This is a genomic window from Haloquadratum walsbyi C23, assembly GCF_000237865.1.
In the GTDB taxonomy this organism is placed as follows: domain Archaea; phylum Halobacteriota; class Halobacteria; order Halobacteriales; family Haloferacaceae; genus Haloquadratum; species Haloquadratum walsbyi.
Map to the genome: position 1 here is coordinate 2,958,951 of NC_017459.1, position 17,318 is coordinate 2,976,268.

The following is a 17,318-nucleotide window of genomic DNA, read 5'->3' on the forward strand; positions in this document are numbered from 1 at the left end:
TAAACAGATATTAATCTGAGTCAGTCATAGTTTATTGATGTCATCGCTTGTTACGACTCGGTCACTTGGGAGTTGTCCGATACAGTCATGACAAAGAAAGAATTCGCCGCCATCATCGAGTTCAATTGTCATTCCACCAGTCGGGTCAGTCTCAAATGACCACAGATCACCAATCCCACCAGCAATACGGACAGGTCGTCCACACGTCTCGCACGACTGAGTTGCCATATTACGATTATCGGTGCAATCAATAAACCGCCTCCGGTGAGAATCCAAATCAAGAATCATTAACACGGTGGGACTGCAGCGTATAATATGCACCCTTGTTTGCCGGTCACGGCATCTACACACATTCGCACCACGCAGAGTGCGTGTGTGGGGGCGTGGATATCCAAATATCACTTATCACCGTTTTCAACTAGTTTTACGACACATCCACGCGCTATCCGGTTCGCATCCGTGCTCATATTCATGCGTAATTATGCACATGCATCAACTCAGCAGAGTCATGATTACAATCACAGCTCAAACGCGCAACTAGCCCGAAATAAGGGGGTAGATCAGGCTCAGGCTCAGATGCAGCAAAGGGGAGTCACTCAGATTGCCGGTAACTGGGCAGCACGCTGATGGCTCGATCAAGCGCTCATGCAGGGACAGAGTCGAGCCCATACGGCGACACATGGGTATATGAGAGTATCATTGGAGCGTTACCAGGAATTGAACTATCCGACACTGAGGCAATTGCACTACAACTTGGATTATTCGAAGTTGCAGTAATTGTGCTCTCAATTGGATATGGTATTGAATCAGCTATTCTACCAGGAACTGTGGCGGTTTTTGAAGCAGCTGTCGGGAGTGGTGCAATGCAGCGACTTGGTCGTGGAACACGTGAGCTTGACCTTCCGCAGTCATATCGGCAGTTTCTGTTTGGATCGAGTATTGAGGTAGTCCTCGGCGTATTAGCGTTTGTTGCGCTTGTTACACATCTATTTGTTTTTGATCCTCGAGGGACTGGAATGACAATTATTGAGTCTTTTCTTGGAGAAAATCCGCCAATTCTTGTTGTGTATCTCACCTTATTGATTCTCTGGGATCTTTGTTACCGGATTGGAACTTCATGGTGGGCTGCTGTTGTTGCTCTCTGGCGATCCTGGCGATATGAATTTGACTCCGAAACTGTGGGTAAACTGCGTCGCCTTGATGCACTCAACGCTGGATTTGGACTAACACAGGTTGCAATGGTTCCGTTTGTGATTGACCGACCGGTACTGCTCACTGCTGTAGGAGGTCATGTGATTGCTGTTATCGGTGTCTCTCTTGCTGCACTGGTAACACTTGATGAAATAGATGTATCAACAGCCTGATCGAATTGACGTCTTCTCCAACGTCTATACAGTGAGCCTACAAGCATCAATATATTAACTTACTACATACTATTTGTTGCTGACTATGATGATGATAATCTGCGTGTTCAGGTGAAACAATGTTTAAACACTATTCATAGTTAACCAGGAGCGTCGAAATCGCGATTAATTGAGGCTCAATATCGCCAGCACTAGCAGTCACAATCGTTACTTCACCTGCCTGGGACTGCGGACAACCCATCAAATTCATACTGGCTAGCCGTTCGGTGGAAGAATGGGGGGACTGTCAGCCCAACGAACACACCATTCAGAATAGGATCTTTTGACGCAGATACTTCTTATTTAGCAATATATCGGAGTAGCGTGGCACTGCGCTGGAGAATAGCGCTAGATAGCGACCTCATAGACACAGACAATGACAAAATAGGCGATATGAATAATTGTGTCCGCGTAATATTAAGCATGTGGCACGCCCGCTTCGCTTTCGACATGCCCCTTGGAAATGGAATAACAGCCAGGTAGAGGAGAAACTCTATCGCGATCTTGATCAGAATCTTGGGGCAACACGGCGTCAACCGTGGTTTAAATCACCACCGACATACACCGGAGACCGGTTTGAGATGAGCAATGGCGACATTGCGTTATTTGCATGGAATGATACAGAAGCCTACTGGCTTGGGAATACAGAAACACCAAAAGCACTCTGGCGGACTGATAAACATGGATTCGGCGCTGTTGATAATGCTATTTCCCGGTGGGCAACCCGAGAATTAACTGCGCAGCTACATGTCGAAAGTCCATGGCTCGAACCATATCCACACCTGTCATGGTTTTTTCTTCCAGTGTTTCTCTCGAAAGATGGTCGTGAGACAACGCGAACATTCTTCAAGAAACATGCGGCAGGGTTTCCCGATGCAGCGCGCGAAAATGTCTTAGAGTTCTATGAAGCGGTCGTCCGAACGCGTGTGCTTGATCAATGGCGAGAAGTGATGGCTGGAAAGTTGGGAACATCTGAATATCTTGATCTAACTCGAATGACTGCAGCAATGGGCGAATTCAATGTTGCATATTTATTAGATAATGCTGGATACGACATCGAACCTGAGATAACTGTATCGACTGGACATGCAATTGATTATCGGGCAGAAACTGATGAAATGGCGACTCTTGTTGAGGTGACAAGACCAACACCGACAGCAAAGCGGACAGCAGGTACGCCAATCGCGGCCGTACGGGATACAGCGCAGACAAAATCAAGAGGTCAACTGAAATCTCACGGTGGAGATGTTGTATTGTTTGTCGATTGTTCATCATTTCCGGATGATGAGTGGCAACGGATCATTGCAGAAAAACCATCTGTCCATCATCAACCAGCGGTAGTGTATCGACTCCGACCATCGGGTCATGTCTCGGGATATATGAAAGGAGATGTCCCGCTTATACTATCAGACATTGGGTAATAAAGAGACTGTAGTATATTTCTGCTTAGGACTTGGTTAGTATCATATAGATCAGACAGTAAGAATCAGAATGATACCTGTTGCGGTCCGTCTTCACCAGTTGTATATGCATCACGGTCACTGTAATATCGGCGACCGATTGCTTCAGACCCAAGTCCGCAAAAGAGTGCTGATTGGACATCGCTTGCACATGTATATGTCTCTGACCCAGCACGGGTTAGCACCTCGCCAAGTTGTGTAGTCCCATTTGGAAGTTCAATTGTTTCCTCACCATGTGCTTCAACGATATCTTCAGTCGTCGCTGGGAACTCATGTCGGTTAATCAGGTCATCCGCATGATTCAATCTCATTGTATATATCATATTTTACCCAAGGTTCTTAATGGTTTTCAATGATAAAATATAGACTCTATAGAGACCTTAATTATCATTAATGTGGTCTAGAATAGACAGAAAGGGTATTACTTGTCCGCATCTATTGCATGTGTGACAACTAACAGTGCGGAGACGGATGCCCCATCTGCAGACCTCCATATACATACAACCGCCTCGGATGGGCTATTAACAATCGATGAGCTCCCAGAAGTTGCAGATAAAGCAGGCATTGATACTGTTGCCGTCACGGATCATGATCGGATTCATCCTGAACTTGCTACTCCCGTGTCAACAAAGGGTGCTGTGACGATTATCCGTGGAATCGAGCTTCGAGTTAGCGCTGGTGATCAACGATTAGATCTGCTTGGGTATGCTGTTAGGCGGACTGACTCACTCATTGAGCTCACAACCTCAATTCAACAAAATCGAAAAAAGCGTGGTGCTGCAATGGTTGATGCTGTCGAGTCATATCTTGATATTAGCCTTGATATTGATATTCGTAAAGGGTTGGGTCGCCCTGATATCGCACGGGCGATTGATGAAAGTGACGCACCATATGATTATTCTGATGCTTTCAGCGAGGTGATTGGATCGGAGAATCCCTGTTATATCCAGCGCGATATCCCATCATTCGACACAGGGGCAGGAGTGCTTGCTGATGCATGTTCAGTCATCGGGCTTGCGCATCCGTTTCGGTATCCAGACCCGGCAGCGGCGCTTAAACGAGCAGAGAAATTAGATGCTGTTGAACGATATTATCCATACAGTGGTCAGAATGCTGACCGCGCTGACCCAGTAGTCATTGAAGACGTTGCAACAAATGCTGATTTACTTCTTATTGGTGGATCGGATGCACACAACCGAACCGTCGGTATCACCGGACCACCACCGGCTGATTTTGAACCGTTTGCGACACGGGTATCATAGGTTATTATCACTCACGGTTTCAATTTGTTACTTATCGAAAGGGCACTTAGCCTTTATCAGGCAATGTCTGACAGTAGGCTTAAAGAGTAAGAGGGCTAAAATACATATGGTAATGAAGTGCCACTATTGCGACCAAGAGGCGGCATACGCCGCTGAGAAGGATGGAATCAAGGTCGGTCTCTGTGAACGGCACTTCCGGCAGCGAGTTGAAGAACTCGCAGATTCCGAGGAACTAGCTGCCCTTCGAGAACAGATTGACATCGACCGAACCGAATAGTATCACTAAAATCGCGCAGGGAAGCATATCAAATATATATTGAATTATTGAAGCGCACTCGTAATGTTTCATTATACATTTTGTATCTCTTGCGGCAAATCCACATATTATCCTGCGAAATCAAAAAACGAATGATTTCTCATATCACACGAGTTGATTTTTTGATAGTCAATTCAATTTAATGGTTATATCTTCGATCAGCACTCAAGACCTATTGGATACCAGTATTGACATTCTCCTCCGTCTGAAGGCAGGAGGGATCACGGCACCGCACCGCTTCGCTGAGTTGGGGGTGTCAGGTTTGGGTTTGAGTTTGGGTTTGCAGACTCCCAATACTAATACCAAGTCAGTCCACCGTTGGAATCGGTGTGTGACCGGTCACTGCGCAATCTCCAGGGAGTGCTACATCTCAGCCCCCAATGCTCCTCTCCTCACCTGAGGCGAAGTCCCTGTGTTGGTTGTGCCACAGGAGTTTCGATCATTGTCACTGTCACCGGACTCGGAGTTACTTGTACGCTCTTGTGAAGTACATTGTTGGTGAGTCAGAGAACTTCTCGGATAATCTGTTTCAGTGCTTCTTGTCCCGGTTTGCGGAGGATTCGTCGCCGAAGTTGGAACGGCCTGAGATATGCTGTCAGTTTGTCCTTTGAGACGCCTCGATGCGGCGAGAGCCACCGTCGCGCCAGCGACGCGTGGCTCTCGCACGTGTTCACATGTGCGTCTCCATCAACGTACTCGCCGTCACCGTGAATTACTGATTCTCGGTGGAAGCTCTCATCATTGTCGAGTGGATCGTAGGCACGAAATCCGTCAGTATAGATGCTCAGCGACTCCTTCTCGTGGTTGTCGAGAAGGAGTCGCACGGTCGTTTCATCGGCGGATTTCGCTGGGACGACGTATCGCTGACCGCTGCCCCGATCAACGAGCGTGAACACTGGCGGTTTATCACCCTCATACGTTCCTCGTCCGCGTTTCGAGAGGGCACGCGAGCGCGACTCTCGATCGCGCTCGCGACCTTTCTTCCCAGCAGAGACATAGAACTCGTCGATCTCGACCGGTCCAACGAGATCGATTGTTGGCGCGTCGAGCGTTCTGGCGAACTGCTCGACGCGCCGGTGAAGCGAGCGATACGAAACGTCAATTTCAGCGTCTAACTGGCGGATACTCGTGTTGAACCGGAGGAACGAGTAGAACGCGAACAACAGCTTATCGAGGCCGATCTTCGCGTGCGCAAAAATCGTGCCGGTTTTGTCGTTGAACGTGCGGTCGCAATCCTTACACAGGTACCGTTGATACTCTCGATAGCTGCCGTGTTTGATTACCGACTCAGACTGGCAGCGCGGGCAACAGAGGCCCTCTCGCCAGCGAACCTGCTCCAGCAGGTTCGCGGCGCTCGCCTCTGAGCTCAGCAATTCAAATGGGAACATTGCGTTCAGGTGACGCGTCGCGTCACTCTTGCCCGCTACGCTTTCACGGCGATAGCTTTACCCGACCAACAATCTGCTTCAGAAGAGCGTACTTGTATTGGTGACGAGAGCCCAATGGCTGTTTGATTCCCACATGGGGCACCCTGTTTCCAGCGTGGGCGGACACTCTCACTCGAATCGCCACTTTTCGGGCACTCGGCTGCATCGGGGTCAGAGCCAATGCGCCGTTGTACAGCAAAACCGGTTGAAAACTACAGTATGACGGCGCGTATCCACGCCGTGAGCAGGCGTGGTATTGCGCCTGTACCATCTATAATAACCGACCTGAGAGTAAAAACAACCCAGCAAGAGCACATTCAAAAACAACGGTTCCGATTGCGGATAATGTAATAAATTGGCGATCATTCATCTCAGCAAATCCTGCAGGAACGGTGAGCATCCCACGTGTGAATAATAATGCGTTGCTAAGAGGAATAATAAAGGGACCCCAGCGTTCAAACCACCCATCGAATCGTTCAAGTTTGGATGGCTTGATCCGAAACCACGATTTCTGGAGAAGATACTCACGACCTCCATGCTGTGCGAGTTTAAATAATACATATTGACCAATTGTTGCACCAGCCACTGCAACCCCAATAATGGGGATAACAGCATCATCACCAAGCAATAATAACGATCCAGGGACAATAAACTCACTTGGCATGAAGTACATCAACATCGCCCCCTCAAGTATGAATATACCAAAGAGGGCAATATAAGCCCACTCTGACTCAAGAAGTGCCACCAATTGTGGGGGCATTGACTCAAGTTGCAGCGGGAATACTAACATCAATTCAAATTATTGTGGAAAGCCACAAACTCGTTTCGCTATGAATTCGGAAGTAGCTCGCATAACAGTGAGAACGATGCGGCTTTTTTGCTTCAGATAGGATGTCACATATGAATATTGAGTTGACTGACCGCCCACGGCGGCTACGCCGGGACGGGATTCGATCACTCGTCAGTGAAACCAGCGTAACTGCTCAAGATCTTGTTGCACCCGTTTTTATCGATGCAACGACAACAACACGAACACCAATCGAGTCGATGCCGGGACACGAGCGCGTTCCAATTGAAGATGCGGTGACACGCGTTGAAGAGATTCGTGAAACCGGTGTTGAGGCGGTCATGGTATTTGGAATTCCGGCTGAAAAAGATGAACGCGGGTCACGTGCATGGGCAAGTGATGGTGTTGTCCAGCAGGCTGTCCGTCGCATAACGGCTGAGACAGATGCGTACGTCATTACTGATGTTTGCTTGTGCGAGTATACAACACATGGTCATTGTGGCGTTGTCGAATCTGATGCGGCGACGGACCCAACACTGACAGTAAAAAATGACAAAACACTTGAATTATTGACAAAGACGGCTGTTTCGCATGTCGAGGCAGGGGCAGAAATGGTCGCACCAAGTTCAATGACTGATGGAATGATAACTGCGATCCGAACTGCGTTAGATGAGACAGGACATACAGATATCCCAATCATGTCGTATGCTGCAAAGTACGAAAGTGCATTTTATGGTCCATTCCGTGATGCAGCCGACGGCGCACCGGCATTTGGTGACCGACGACATTACCAAATGGATCCAGCGAACAGTCAAGAGGCAAAGCGGGAGGTTCGACTTGATGTTGAAGCGGGGGCTGATGTGTTAATGGTTAAACCGGCACTTGCATATCTCGATATTGTCAACACTGTATCGTCGAATTTCGACAGACCAGTCGCAGCATACAATGTGTCTGGAGAATATGCGATGGTTCATGCTGCCGCTGATCGCGGATGGGTCGATTTGGAAGCGACAGCAGTTGAATCACTTATTGCAATGAAGCGAGCCGGGGCTGATTTGATTATTACATATTTCGCTGAAAAGCTTGCAAATCAACTCTGAATTGATAGCGCGCCAGCGTATATGATAGATATGGCAGAATAGTATCAAAACATATGTCCATATTTTTGTTGACAACCGGGGTTATTTTGGACAGATTATATCCTTATACACGTTATATTCCCCCCTAGATTGAACGCTTGTTAATCGCAATAAGTATTATATTGGTTTTTAAACTACAGGATTTATATGGTTCTGTTACCAGACTATCTGTTGTGATACATAATACAAATCGCGGTTGTCGTGATGTATTGATAAACAAATGTGCGATTCAAATGGCAGGTGAGAAATGATCCCACTACAGATTGATGCAGGGGCAATCGCAAGTGGTGTAAACAATGTCTGGATTCTTGTTGTCTGTTTCTTAATCTTCTTCATGCAGCCTGGATTTGCGTTATTAGAAGCCGGGCAGGTTCGAGCAAAGAACGTCGGCAATGTCTTGATGAAGAATATGACTGATTGGACGCTTGGCGTTCTTGTCTTTTTCATCGTCGGTGCTGGTGTAAGTTCGATTATCGGAATGCTGACCGCTCCTGGTACAGCACTTGATCTTGGAAGTGCATTCGCATACATCAACGATCCATCATCATACATTGGATGGTTCTTTGGTGCAGTCTTCGCGATGACAGCCGCAACAATCGTTTCCGGCGCAGTAGCCGGTCGAATGAATTTCACTGCGTATGTTTTCGTTGCCGCAGCAATGACATCAGTTATTTATCCAGTCGTGACAGGACTCACTTGGGCTGGTGGCTTGCTCTCAGCTGATGGGTTCATTGGACTTGCACTCGGTGTCGGATATCTTGACTTCGCTGGTGCGACTGTCGTTCATATGGTTGGCGGGCTCGCTGGGCTTGTTGGGGCAAAAATGGTTGGACCGCGTAAAACTCGGTTTGATTCGAACGGTAACTCACAACCGATCCCCGGTCATTCAATGCTTTTGGCTGTACTTGGGACGTTATTCTTGGCGTTCGGATGGTACGGATTTAATGTCGGTACACAGGCGACTGTCCTCGCTGCTGCCGATGGGGCATTAAGCTTCAACGGTGGCGCACTTGGACAGGTCGTGTTAAATACCACCCTTGGCATGGGTGGAGGTGCAGTCGCAGCGATGATTGTTTCTGCAAGCTGGCAAGGAAAGCCTGATCCACTCTGGGCGGCTAATGGTTTGCTTGCAGGTCTTGTAGCAGTTACTGGTGCAGTGCCACACGTTACGTGGTGGGGTGGTCTCATCCTCGGTCTGATTGCTGGTGCATTGGTGCTTCCAACCTTCCGATGGGTTGTTGACTCACTCAAGATCGATGATGTCTGTGGTGTGTTCGTGGTTCATGGAAGTGCAGGTGCCATTGGTACTATCTTGATCCCTGTTTTTGGTGTGACAGCCACTGGAGGATATGCATTCCTTGGCGTCAACCAGTTGATTATGCAGGTTGTCGGTGTGTTAGTTATTGGAACGTGGACCGTATTTGCGACGATTGCAGTCTTTGGGATTGCAAATGCACTCTTTGGGCTTCGCGTTTCAGAAAAAGACGAAGAGCAAGGACTCGACGAGAGCGAACATGGTATTTCAGTCTACCCAGAATTTGTCCCAAGCGAGCGTCGTGAAGGTGTTGCGACTGACGGGTCTGGAGTAGAGACTGATGGTGGCGTTGATGTTGATTCAGAAACACGTTCAGATTCAAACTCGGTGAATAACGATGAGTAAGAACAATACAGGCGAAATTCAGCTGGTAATGGCGTATATTCGACCAGATAAACTAACGGATGTAAAGAAGGCACTTGCTGAGACTGGTGCTCCCTCGCTGACTGTAACAAATGTTTCCGGTCGTGGATCACAACCAGCGAAGAAGAGTCAATACCGCGGTGAAGAATATACCGTTGACCTACATGAGAAGGTTAAGGTCGAATGTGTCGTTGCTGATATTCCTGCTGAGGATGTCGTCAGTGCGATTGAATCAGGTGCACATACTGGTGAACCAGGCGATGGGAAGGTTTTCGTACTTCCCGTTGAAGCAGCAACGCAGATCCGAACTGGGAAGACGGGACCAGACGCGGTCTAAACTCTTCAGCATTCGTTCGCCGTTGTGTATTTGCAGCATAAAATCATAGATCGATTGTATTCTGGCGTCAAATCACGAACATCATATCTGATAGCGATTGGTACATTTGTCTATTGAGTGTATGTGTATTTCTCGCCACCGTAGCATGACATGAATATTATCCCAAGAAAGTATCAACGAGATGTCGGCTGAGGTCCATGTTCTGGAGCGAGTGGTGTAGGCGCTGAAAACATCTCTATATACTGGCTTGACTGTGGGGTGTCTGATGATGGTATTGATTCCGCTGAGTCAATTGCTATTGGCTGATAGAGTTGTTCTGTCGTCGATTGCGTTGGTGTTGGTGTTGGTGTTTGAGTCGTCATTGAGTGGTTATAGTCGAAACGGAGTCTGAGTGATTGTTCCTGATATATCGGCTGTCAAATTATTTGGAGAGTTGTATTATCTGTGTATAGGTACAGTGTATTTCATCATACAATATTACTTATCATTATATATAATAAATCTTTATGATATAATCTGCATACGCACCTGCATCAAGTGCTATGATACCAGTTAACAATTTAATATAACTAATATACAGTATTTGACCAGAAGAGAAAGCCAAACAGTGAAGATTTTTGCGCGTACAGCCAAATTTATCTACATGACTGACGAGGAATCTCGGGCACTGTATGACCGGGCGTTATCAGTGATGCCTGGTGGCGTTAATTCATCTGTGCGGGCGACGCAGCCATATCCGTTTTTTATTGAGCGTGGTGACGGAGCCACCGTTATCGACGCTGACGGGACCCGCTATCTTGACTATGTGATGGGTTATGGACCATTATTGTATGGGCATGACCTCCCAGAGCCAGTCAATGCAGCAATTCAGTCATATACGTCTGAAGGACCAATGTATGGTGCCCCAACACCAATCGAGGTCGAACATGCTGAGTTTGTTGCTCGGCATGTGCCGTCTGTCGAAATGATACGGTTTGTTAATTCAGGAACGGAGGCAACGGTCTCAGCCGTTCGACTTGCACGAGGATACACCGGTCGCGATAAGATTGTTGTGATGAAGGGTGGCTACCATGGTGCACAAGAATCAACGCTTGTCGAGGGTGACCCGATGCATGTCGAGCCAAGCACGCCAGGAATTCCGAGTTCATTTGCCAAGCATACACTTCCAGTTCCGTTTAATGATTTAGAAGCGATTACAACTGTCTTTGAGACACATGGTGAGGACATTGCTGCCGTGCTTACCGAGCCAATTCTCGCCAATAATGGCATTGTCCGTCCGGTCGATGGCTATCTTGAGCATCTTCGATCACTCACCACCGAACATAATTCACTTTTAATTTTTGATGAGGTGATTACTGGATTCCGTGTTGGCGGACTCGGATGTGCACAATCAAAATTTGGAGTGACTCCGGATGTGACGACCTTTGGAAAGATCATCGGTGGTGGGTTTCCTGTTGGCGCAATTGGTGGGCGTGCAGACATTATTGAACATTTCACTCCCTCTGGAGATGTATTCCAGTCTGGAACGTTCTCAGGGCACCCAGTAACGATGGCAGCAGGATATGAGTCATTAAAATATGCTGCTGAAAATGATGTCTATGATCACGTCAACCGACTTGGGGAGCGGCTTCGGGGGGGAATTACCGATATTGCAACAGACCAATCACCGTCAGCAATTGTTGTCGGGCTAGATTCAATGTTCAAAACTGTGTTTGAAAGAGAAGGTTCGACAACAGATGATGGAGATGTCTGTTCTGCTGGATGTGAACAACGTGAATCATGTATGCGGTATGATGACTGTCCAAAAACAGGTGCGGATGTCAGTAGCGCTGAGACTGAACGGTGGGAACGAATTTTCTGGCAGGAAATGCGCGATCACAACATTTTCCTCACTGCAAATCAGTTTGAATCACAGTTTGTCTCATACGCACACACCGATGAGGATATTGACCGAACATTGGAAGCGTATAAATCAGCACTATAGCTTTCTGAATCATAAGACCACACATGACACATGGTTACCATTACTCAACTGTGATGTGGTTATACCAGTATGATATATTCTGGAGATCGATCTTAAACCGTTATTTCGGACCGCTTATATTCAATGAGGAGAGAATCCCGCCATTCACCGTGGGCAAGGATGTCACGCAGGAGCACAGTTGAGTTGTACATAGCCTGTTTCAGTAGTTGCATCACGCAGTCGGTTTTTTTACTGTATTCATTTTCCGTATATTATATACAGTGAACAGTTTGTGTCAATCTCACCGTGGTCACAAGAGGCTTCTAACAGAATCAGCTCATTCATCACAGACATAGCGGTGTAGCGAAGTGGTGTCCTTTTCACCCGTGACCGACGATTGTTGCATAGAAAATGACCACTCGTAGTCGCACTCGCGGGACATTAACACTCGCGACACGGGGGTCTGATCTCGCGCTCAAACAAGCGACGAGCGTTCAAGAGGCGCTCACAGATGAGCGCTATGAGGTTGACCTCATTGAAGTCGAAACGCGCGGTGATCAAATTCAAGATGAATTAATACATCAACTTGGCAAAACAGGTGCGTTCGTCCGTGCACTTGATAAGAAGGTCCTTGATCCCACGGCTGAGGCTGATGCTGCAGTTCACTCAATGAAGGATATGCCAACGGACAGTCCAGATGATCTTGTTGTTGCTGGTATTCCACAACGAGCACCACCAGGTGACCTCTTGATTACGACTGATGGGCAGAGATTGTCTGATTTACCGAGTGGGGCTACGATTGGAACATCATCACTTCGTCGACAAGCGCAGTTGCTTGATCAACGTACGGATATTACCGTTGAACCACTGCGGGGGAATATTGACACACGAATTGAAAAGCTACTCGCACCATCGCTACAGACTGAGCATGAACAGCGTATTGAGGCTGAGCAGGGTGAGATAACCAATACAGAAAACGCAGGGAGTGACGATGAAGATATAGATAGAGATGAAACGGATAAAGAGCTTCCTGAGTTTGAACAATCAATTGAGGAGTGGTTCAATGAACTCTCTGAAATTGAGCGACGAGCGCTCGAACGATCGGTCGAAACAGAATATGATGCGATTGTTCTCGCAGAAGCCGGACTACAGCGATCAGGGCTTATACATCATATTGAGTATGTCCAACTTGATACAACAACCTTTGTGCCAGCGCCAGGGCAGGGCGCAATTGCCATTACCACACAAGGAGAAGCAAATGCAACAGCACAGATTCGAGAAGCAATTGATCACCCACGAACACGTGTCGAGACAACCGTTGAACGAACAGTGCTGGCTGAATTAGGAGGTGGATGTATTGCACCAATTGGTGTTCATGCAACGCTACAAGGTGAATACGTCCATGTAGCTGCACAAGTCTTCGCAAGTGACGGGACAGAAACCGTTGATGGGAGTCGTAACCTTCCAGTTGATGCTCATGCAGATGCAGCCGCTCAATTCGCTAACAAACTTGCAGATCGCGGTGCTGATGAACTGATTGCTGCTGCACGGGTTGCTGCAGATGAGAGTAGCAATACGGAATCAACGGGAGAGTGAGATCACATGAGTGATGAGATTGATACTGACACTGGTACTGTCTATCTAGTTGGAAGTGGTCCGGGAGATCCGTCATTACTGACAGTGAAAGCAACAGAACTGATTGAAACCGCGGATATCGTATTACACGACAAGCTCCCTGGACCAGCAATTATTGAGTCAATTCCTGAATCGAAGCGGGAAGATGTTGGCAAGCGTGCTGGTGGTGAACGAACGTCACAAGAGTATACAAACCATCGATTAGTCGAACTTGCGGAAGCTGGGAAAACCGTTGTGCGATTGAAGGGTGGTGATCCATTTGTTTTTGGTCGAGGTGGTGAAGAGATAGAGCATCTTGCTGCTTCGGACATTCCATTTGAAATCGTTCCGGGGATCACATCTGCTATTGGTGGTCCAGGAGTTGCTGGAATTCCAGTAACACATCGTGAGTATGCATCATCAGTCTCGTTTGTTACGGGTCATGAAGATCCCACAAAGGATGAGTCCGCTATTGACTGGGGAGCACTTGCAGCGACTGGTGGAACAATTGTTGTCTTGATGGGCGTTGGAAAGCTTCCGGCATATGCTGCCGAATTACAGGACGCTGGAATGGATCCAGAGACACCAATTGCACTTATTGAGCAAGCAACACGACCATCGATGCAAGTAGCGGTAGGGACACTTGAAACAGCAGTAAATGTCCGCGATGAAGTTGGGATTGAACCACCGGCGATTACCATCATCGGTGAGGTAGCCACAACACGCGAACACGTTTCGCACTGGTTAGAACAGACGCCACAGCATTATTTTGAACAGATCAATACTGATGAGGATTCATAATGGTAAATAACAAGATAGACTGGAGACGATCCCCGCAGGTCGGCGTATTTCGGCCTAATGATGAACGTATGGTCACTGCGGTTGAGCTACTTGAAGAGTATGGAATCACACCCATTCCGGACCCGATGTTATCGGTTGAGCCGACCGGCACAATCCCCGAGATAGACACCGTATCAGACGCATCGCCATTTGTTGTGTTGACCAGTAAAACTGGTGTTGAGATTCTCGCAGACGCTGGGTGGAATCCCACCGTGGCAACACTGGCATGCATTGGACCACGGACCGCCGCTGCAGCCCGTGATGCTGGATGGACTGTGGATATAATCCCAACAGAATATTCCTCGCAAGGGTTAGTTGATGCACTCGCAGATCAAGTAACAGACCGGTCAGTTATTATCGCACGAAGCGATCACGGAAGTGAGACACTCATTGATGGATTAGATGCAGCCGGAGCGGCTGTCACGGAGACGGTCCTTTATGAACTTGTGCGACCCGATGGGACCGGACAATCGACGGTGATGGCTGCTGGTAATGAATTGGATGCAGTTTGTTTTACATCATCGCTGACAGTTGAACACTTTCTCTCGGCTGCCGCAAACAGAGAACTCCGTGAAGAAGCGATTATAGGCCTTAATAATGCTGTTGTTGGGACAATCGGGGAGCCGACTCGAGAAACAGCCCAAGCACATGGAGTTCGGGTCGATGTAACGCCAGCAGATGCAACATTCGAGCATCTTGTTGAGGCTGTCGTGAATGAGCTTCAAACAAGACAGTTGTCATCAGATACCGATGAGACAGACGTTGCAGATAATAAAACGGAGTCTGTCGAGAGCTACGATGATAGGCAAGTCTGAATTATTCCGTCCAAATGTATCATGTGTATGCAGAGCGTGAATACTGATACCGATACTAGTCCAATCATCAACGTAACACATGAATAGCCCGTATCGACCCGTGAGTGTCACAGTCGGCATTGTGAGCATTGTTATTGGTGGGATTATAGTCGCGATGTCGATTGGTTTCTCGAGTATTTCAGCAGGTGGAATACTTGATATGGTCAGTATTGGGATAATTGAGTGGGGCAATGGAGATACTGTAATTGCACTAAACGTTAGTGTTGGTAGTATGCTGGCAATCGCAGGAGTCTCGTTATTGACTGGACGAGGGCGGGCAATAGCCGTCTCTGCAGGGACAGGTGTTTGTATCATATCGCTAACTGGACTTGCATTGTATCCAACATCCTCACTCACACCCCCGCCACGTGCATTAGTACCGCTTGGTGTGATTGGAGTTATTGCTATGCTCAGTGGAACATCGCTTAACGGTCTTCAAAACCATGATGGGTGAAAGTGCTTTGATTTAGGGTTTACGAAATATTAGCAGGATGAAAAAGAAGCCCCCTTTCCCTCAAGAGGCGAACCCGGTTAGGGTAAGCAGGTAAAGTGAGGATGAATCGCTCGACACTTATTCAACATTTTCGAGGTGGAGTCTCCTTCCTCGAGGGTCGAACCGTAGGTGAGTGAGTAGGATGGGGTCGTTGACCTGTTAATTAGATATACCATAGCAAAGGACAGATAATACGTATGAGAGATAGGGGCGGGAATTGCATACGGCAACATAAATAGATGGCTGCTAGGTAATTATTATTGTATGTCAGATAATGAATCAGAGCCTGGATTTGAAACGCGAACATTACACGCTGGGCAGGAGCCTGACCCAACGACTGGTGCTCGAGCACCGCCATTATACCAGACGACCTCATACGTTTTTGACGACGCCGATGACGCTGCACAGCAGTTTGCATTAGAGAAAGAGGGGTACATTTACTCGAGATTAATGAATCCAACAGTCGCGACCTTGCAGGAGCGACTGGCGTCATTGGAGGGTGGTATTGGTGCGGCTGCAACCGCATCGGGAATGGCTGCGCTTGATCTCGCGACATTTCTTCTTGCATCGGCTGGAGATAATATTGTGACCGCATCGTCGCTGTACGGCGGAACATATACATACTTCACGCATACCGTTGAGCGACGTGGTGTCTCGACCCGGTTTGTCGACACACTTGCGTATGATGAGTATGCTGAGGCAATTGATGATGATACCGCATACGTTCACATTGAAACGATCGGGAATCCAGCGCTTGTGACACCAGATATTGAACGAATTGCTGATATTGCTCATGAGCATGACACACCATTGTTTGTTGATAATACGTTCGCAACACCTGCACTGTGTCGCCCAATCGAACATGGTGCTGACCTTGTTTGGGACTCAACGACAAAGTGGATACATGGAGCAGGAACGACAGTCGGCGGTGTACTCATCGATGGTGGGTCGTTCCCGTGGGGTGAACATCCAGAGAAATACCCCGAGATTGGTGCATCAAATCCTGCATATCACGGTGTGAATTTTGCAGAACGATTCGGTGATGCCGCACTGACATACGCCGCGATTGCCCGTGGACTTCGAGATCTTGGGAATGCACAGTCACCATTTGACGCATGGAACACACTTGAGAAACTAGAATCACTACCGATGCGGATGGAGCAGCACTGCACAAACGCAATGGCTGTTGCAGAGTTTCTTGATTCACATGAAGCAGTTTCATGGGTTAACTATCCAGGTCTTACAGATCATGAGACGCATGCAGAAGCAACATCATATCTTGAGGGTGGGTATGGTGGGATGATTACATTTGGACTTGATGCTGGATATGAGGCTGCACGAGATACTGTCAATAATGTTGAACTCGCGTCACTGCTTGCAAATGTTGGTGATGCAAAAACACTCGTGATTCATCCCGCATCAACGACACATCAACAATTAACTGAATCTGAACAGGAGGCTGCTGGAGTGACGCCTGATATGGTCCGACTTTCTGTTGGGATTGAAAATGTTGATGATATTATTGCTGACCTTACACAAGCAATTGATACTGCAACCGCGTGAGCGTCAGTAGGCATTATGCGACTGTATCGAAAAGGCAAAGCCAAAATCTCTACTCATATACTTGCTCTTAGCGCATGGGATAAAGAGGCGAATAGAACGCAGCCGAGATTCAAAACAGTGTATGCGAGTGTGATTGCTCTGGTGACGCAGTCTTAATATAATATATTTATATAAAATAAAAA

At 47.6% G+C, this 17,318-nt stretch carries 18 protein-coding genes; 13 read left to right on the forward strand and 5 right to left on the reverse strand.

Annotation, left to right across the window (positions count from 1 at the left end):
- Positions 1–24: 24 nt before the first annotated feature.
- A complete protein-coding gene (locus HQRW_RS13340; RefSeq protein WP_011572629.1) occupies positions 25–228 on the reverse strand; it encodes a DUF7561 family protein in 204 nt (67 codons plus the stop codon).
- Positions 229–626: 398 nt separating this feature from the next.
- On the opposite strand from HQRW_RS13340, the gene HQRW_RS13345 reads away from it, so the two are divergent.
- Complete coding sequence (locus HQRW_RS13345; RefSeq protein ID WP_014557002.1) at positions 627–1,364, forward strand: DUF7530 family protein; 738 nt, start codon at positions 627–629, stop codon at positions 1,362–1,364.
- A gap of 464 nt (positions 1,365–1,828) precedes the next feature.
- Positions 1,829–2,824 carry a DUF5784 family protein gene (locus HQRW_RS13350; RefSeq protein WP_014557003.1) on the forward strand — a complete coding sequence of 332 codons (996 nt, stop codon included), beginning with the start codon at positions 1,829–1,831 and terminating at the stop codon, positions 2,822–2,824.
- Between the two features lie 65 nt (positions 2,825–2,889).
- On the opposite strand, the gene HQRW_RS13355 is transcribed toward HQRW_RS13350, so the two are convergent.
- Positions 2,890–3,174, reverse strand: a complete 285-nt coding sequence (locus tag HQRW_RS13355; protein ID WP_014557004.1) for a DUF5789 family protein — start codon at positions 3,172–3,174, stop codon at positions 2,890–2,892.
- A gap of 135 nt (positions 3,175–3,309) precedes the next feature.
- Between HQRW_RS13355 and HQRW_RS13360 the strand changes: the two genes are divergently transcribed.
- Together HQRW_RS13360 and HQRW_RS15960 are read left to right on the forward strand one after the other, a co-directional pair.
- Positions 3,310–4,125, forward strand: a complete 816-nt coding sequence (locus HQRW_RS13360; protein WP_014557005.1) for a PHP domain-containing protein — start codon at positions 3,310–3,312, stop codon at positions 4,123–4,125.
- Between the two features lie 112 nt (positions 4,126–4,237).
- Complete coding sequence (locus HQRW_RS15960; protein WP_014557006.1) at positions 4,238–4,402, forward strand: DUF6757 family protein; 165 nt, start codon at positions 4,238–4,240, stop codon at positions 4,400–4,402.
- A gap of 542 nt (positions 4,403–4,944) precedes the next feature.
- On the opposite strand, the gene HQRW_RS13365 is transcribed toward HQRW_RS15960, so the two are convergent.
- Together HQRW_RS13365 and HQRW_RS13370 are read right to left on the reverse strand one after the other, a co-directional pair.
- Positions 4,945–5,829, reverse strand: a complete 885-nt coding sequence (locus tag HQRW_RS13365; RefSeq protein WP_014555843.1) for an IS1595-like element ISHwa6 family transposase — start codon at positions 5,827–5,829, stop codon at positions 4,945–4,947.
- Between the two features lie 310 nt (positions 5,830–6,139).
- Complete coding sequence (locus HQRW_RS13370) at positions 6,140–6,658, reverse strand: DedA family protein (protein WP_011572634.1); 519 nt, start codon at positions 6,656–6,658, stop codon at positions 6,140–6,142.
- A gap of 116 nt (positions 6,659–6,774) precedes the next feature.
- On the opposite strand from HQRW_RS13370, the gene hemB reads away from it, so the two are divergent.
- The 3 genes from hemB (at position 6,775) to HQRW_RS13385 (ending at position 9,809) form a co-directional block, all read left to right on the forward strand.
- A complete protein-coding gene (hemB, locus tag HQRW_RS13375) occupies positions 6,775–7,755 on the forward strand; it encodes a porphobilinogen synthase (protein ID WP_049892357.1) in 981 nt (326 codons plus the stop codon).
- Positions 7,756–8,041: 286 nt separating this feature from the next.
- Positions 8,042–9,454 carry an ammonium transporter gene (locus tag HQRW_RS13380; RefSeq protein WP_011572636.1) on the forward strand — a complete coding sequence of 471 codons (1,413 nt, stop codon included), beginning with the start codon at positions 8,042–8,044 and terminating at the stop codon, positions 9,452–9,454.
- The gene (locus tag HQRW_RS13385) at positions 9,447–9,809 is read left to right on the forward strand and encodes a P-II family nitrogen regulator (RefSeq protein ID WP_011572637.1); all 363 of its coding nucleotides are present in this window, start codon (positions 9,447–9,449) and stop codon (positions 9,807–9,809) included. Before HQRW_RS13380 ends, HQRW_RS13385 begins: the two co-directional genes overlap by 8 nt.
- A 173-nt stretch (positions 9,810–9,982) precedes the next feature.
- Here the strand turns inward: HQRW_RS13385 and HQRW_RS13390 are convergent, their stop codons facing one another.
- Positions 9,983–10,171, reverse strand: coding sequence for a hypothetical protein (locus HQRW_RS13390; protein WP_011572638.1), 189 nt, complete (start codon positions 10,169–10,171; stop codon positions 9,983–9,985).
- A gap of 281 nt (positions 10,172–10,452) precedes the next feature.
- Between HQRW_RS13390 and hemL the strand changes: the two genes are divergently transcribed.
- From hemL to HQRW_RS13420, 6 genes are all read left to right on the forward strand, one after another.
- Positions 10,453–11,793 carry a glutamate-1-semialdehyde 2,1-aminomutase gene (hemL, locus tag HQRW_RS13395; RefSeq protein WP_011572639.1) on the forward strand — a complete coding sequence of 447 codons (1,341 nt, stop codon included), beginning with the start codon at positions 10,453–10,455 and terminating at the stop codon, positions 11,791–11,793.
- A 390-nt stretch (positions 11,794–12,183) separates the two neighbouring features.
- Entirely contained in the window at positions 12,184–13,368 is a 1,185-nt protein-coding gene (gene hemC / locus HQRW_RS13400; protein WP_014557008.1) for a hydroxymethylbilane synthase, read from the forward strand.
- Positions 13,369–13,374: 6 nt separating this feature from the next.
- The gene (gene cobA / locus HQRW_RS13405; protein ID WP_014557009.1) at positions 13,375–14,187 is read left to right on the forward strand and encodes a uroporphyrinogen-III C-methyltransferase; all 813 of its coding nucleotides are present in this window, start codon (positions 13,375–13,377) and stop codon (positions 14,185–14,187) included.
- Complete coding sequence (locus HQRW_RS13410; protein WP_014557010.1) at positions 14,187–15,041, forward strand: uroporphyrinogen-III synthase; 855 nt, start codon at positions 14,187–14,189, stop codon at positions 15,039–15,041. Before cobA ends, HQRW_RS13410 begins: the two co-directional genes overlap by 1 nt.
- Before the next feature lie 100 nt (positions 15,042–15,141).
- A complete protein-coding gene (locus HQRW_RS13415) occupies positions 15,142–15,534 on the forward strand; it encodes a hypothetical protein (RefSeq protein WP_231852355.1) in 393 nt (130 codons plus the stop codon).
- Positions 15,535–15,837: 303 nt separating this feature from the next.
- Positions 15,838–17,136 carry an O-acetylhomoserine aminocarboxypropyltransferase/cysteine synthase family protein gene (locus HQRW_RS13420; RefSeq protein WP_014557012.1) on the forward strand — a complete coding sequence of 433 codons (1,299 nt, stop codon included), beginning with the start codon at positions 15,838–15,840 and terminating at the stop codon, positions 17,134–17,136.
- Positions 17,137–17,318: the final 182 nt, after the last annotated feature.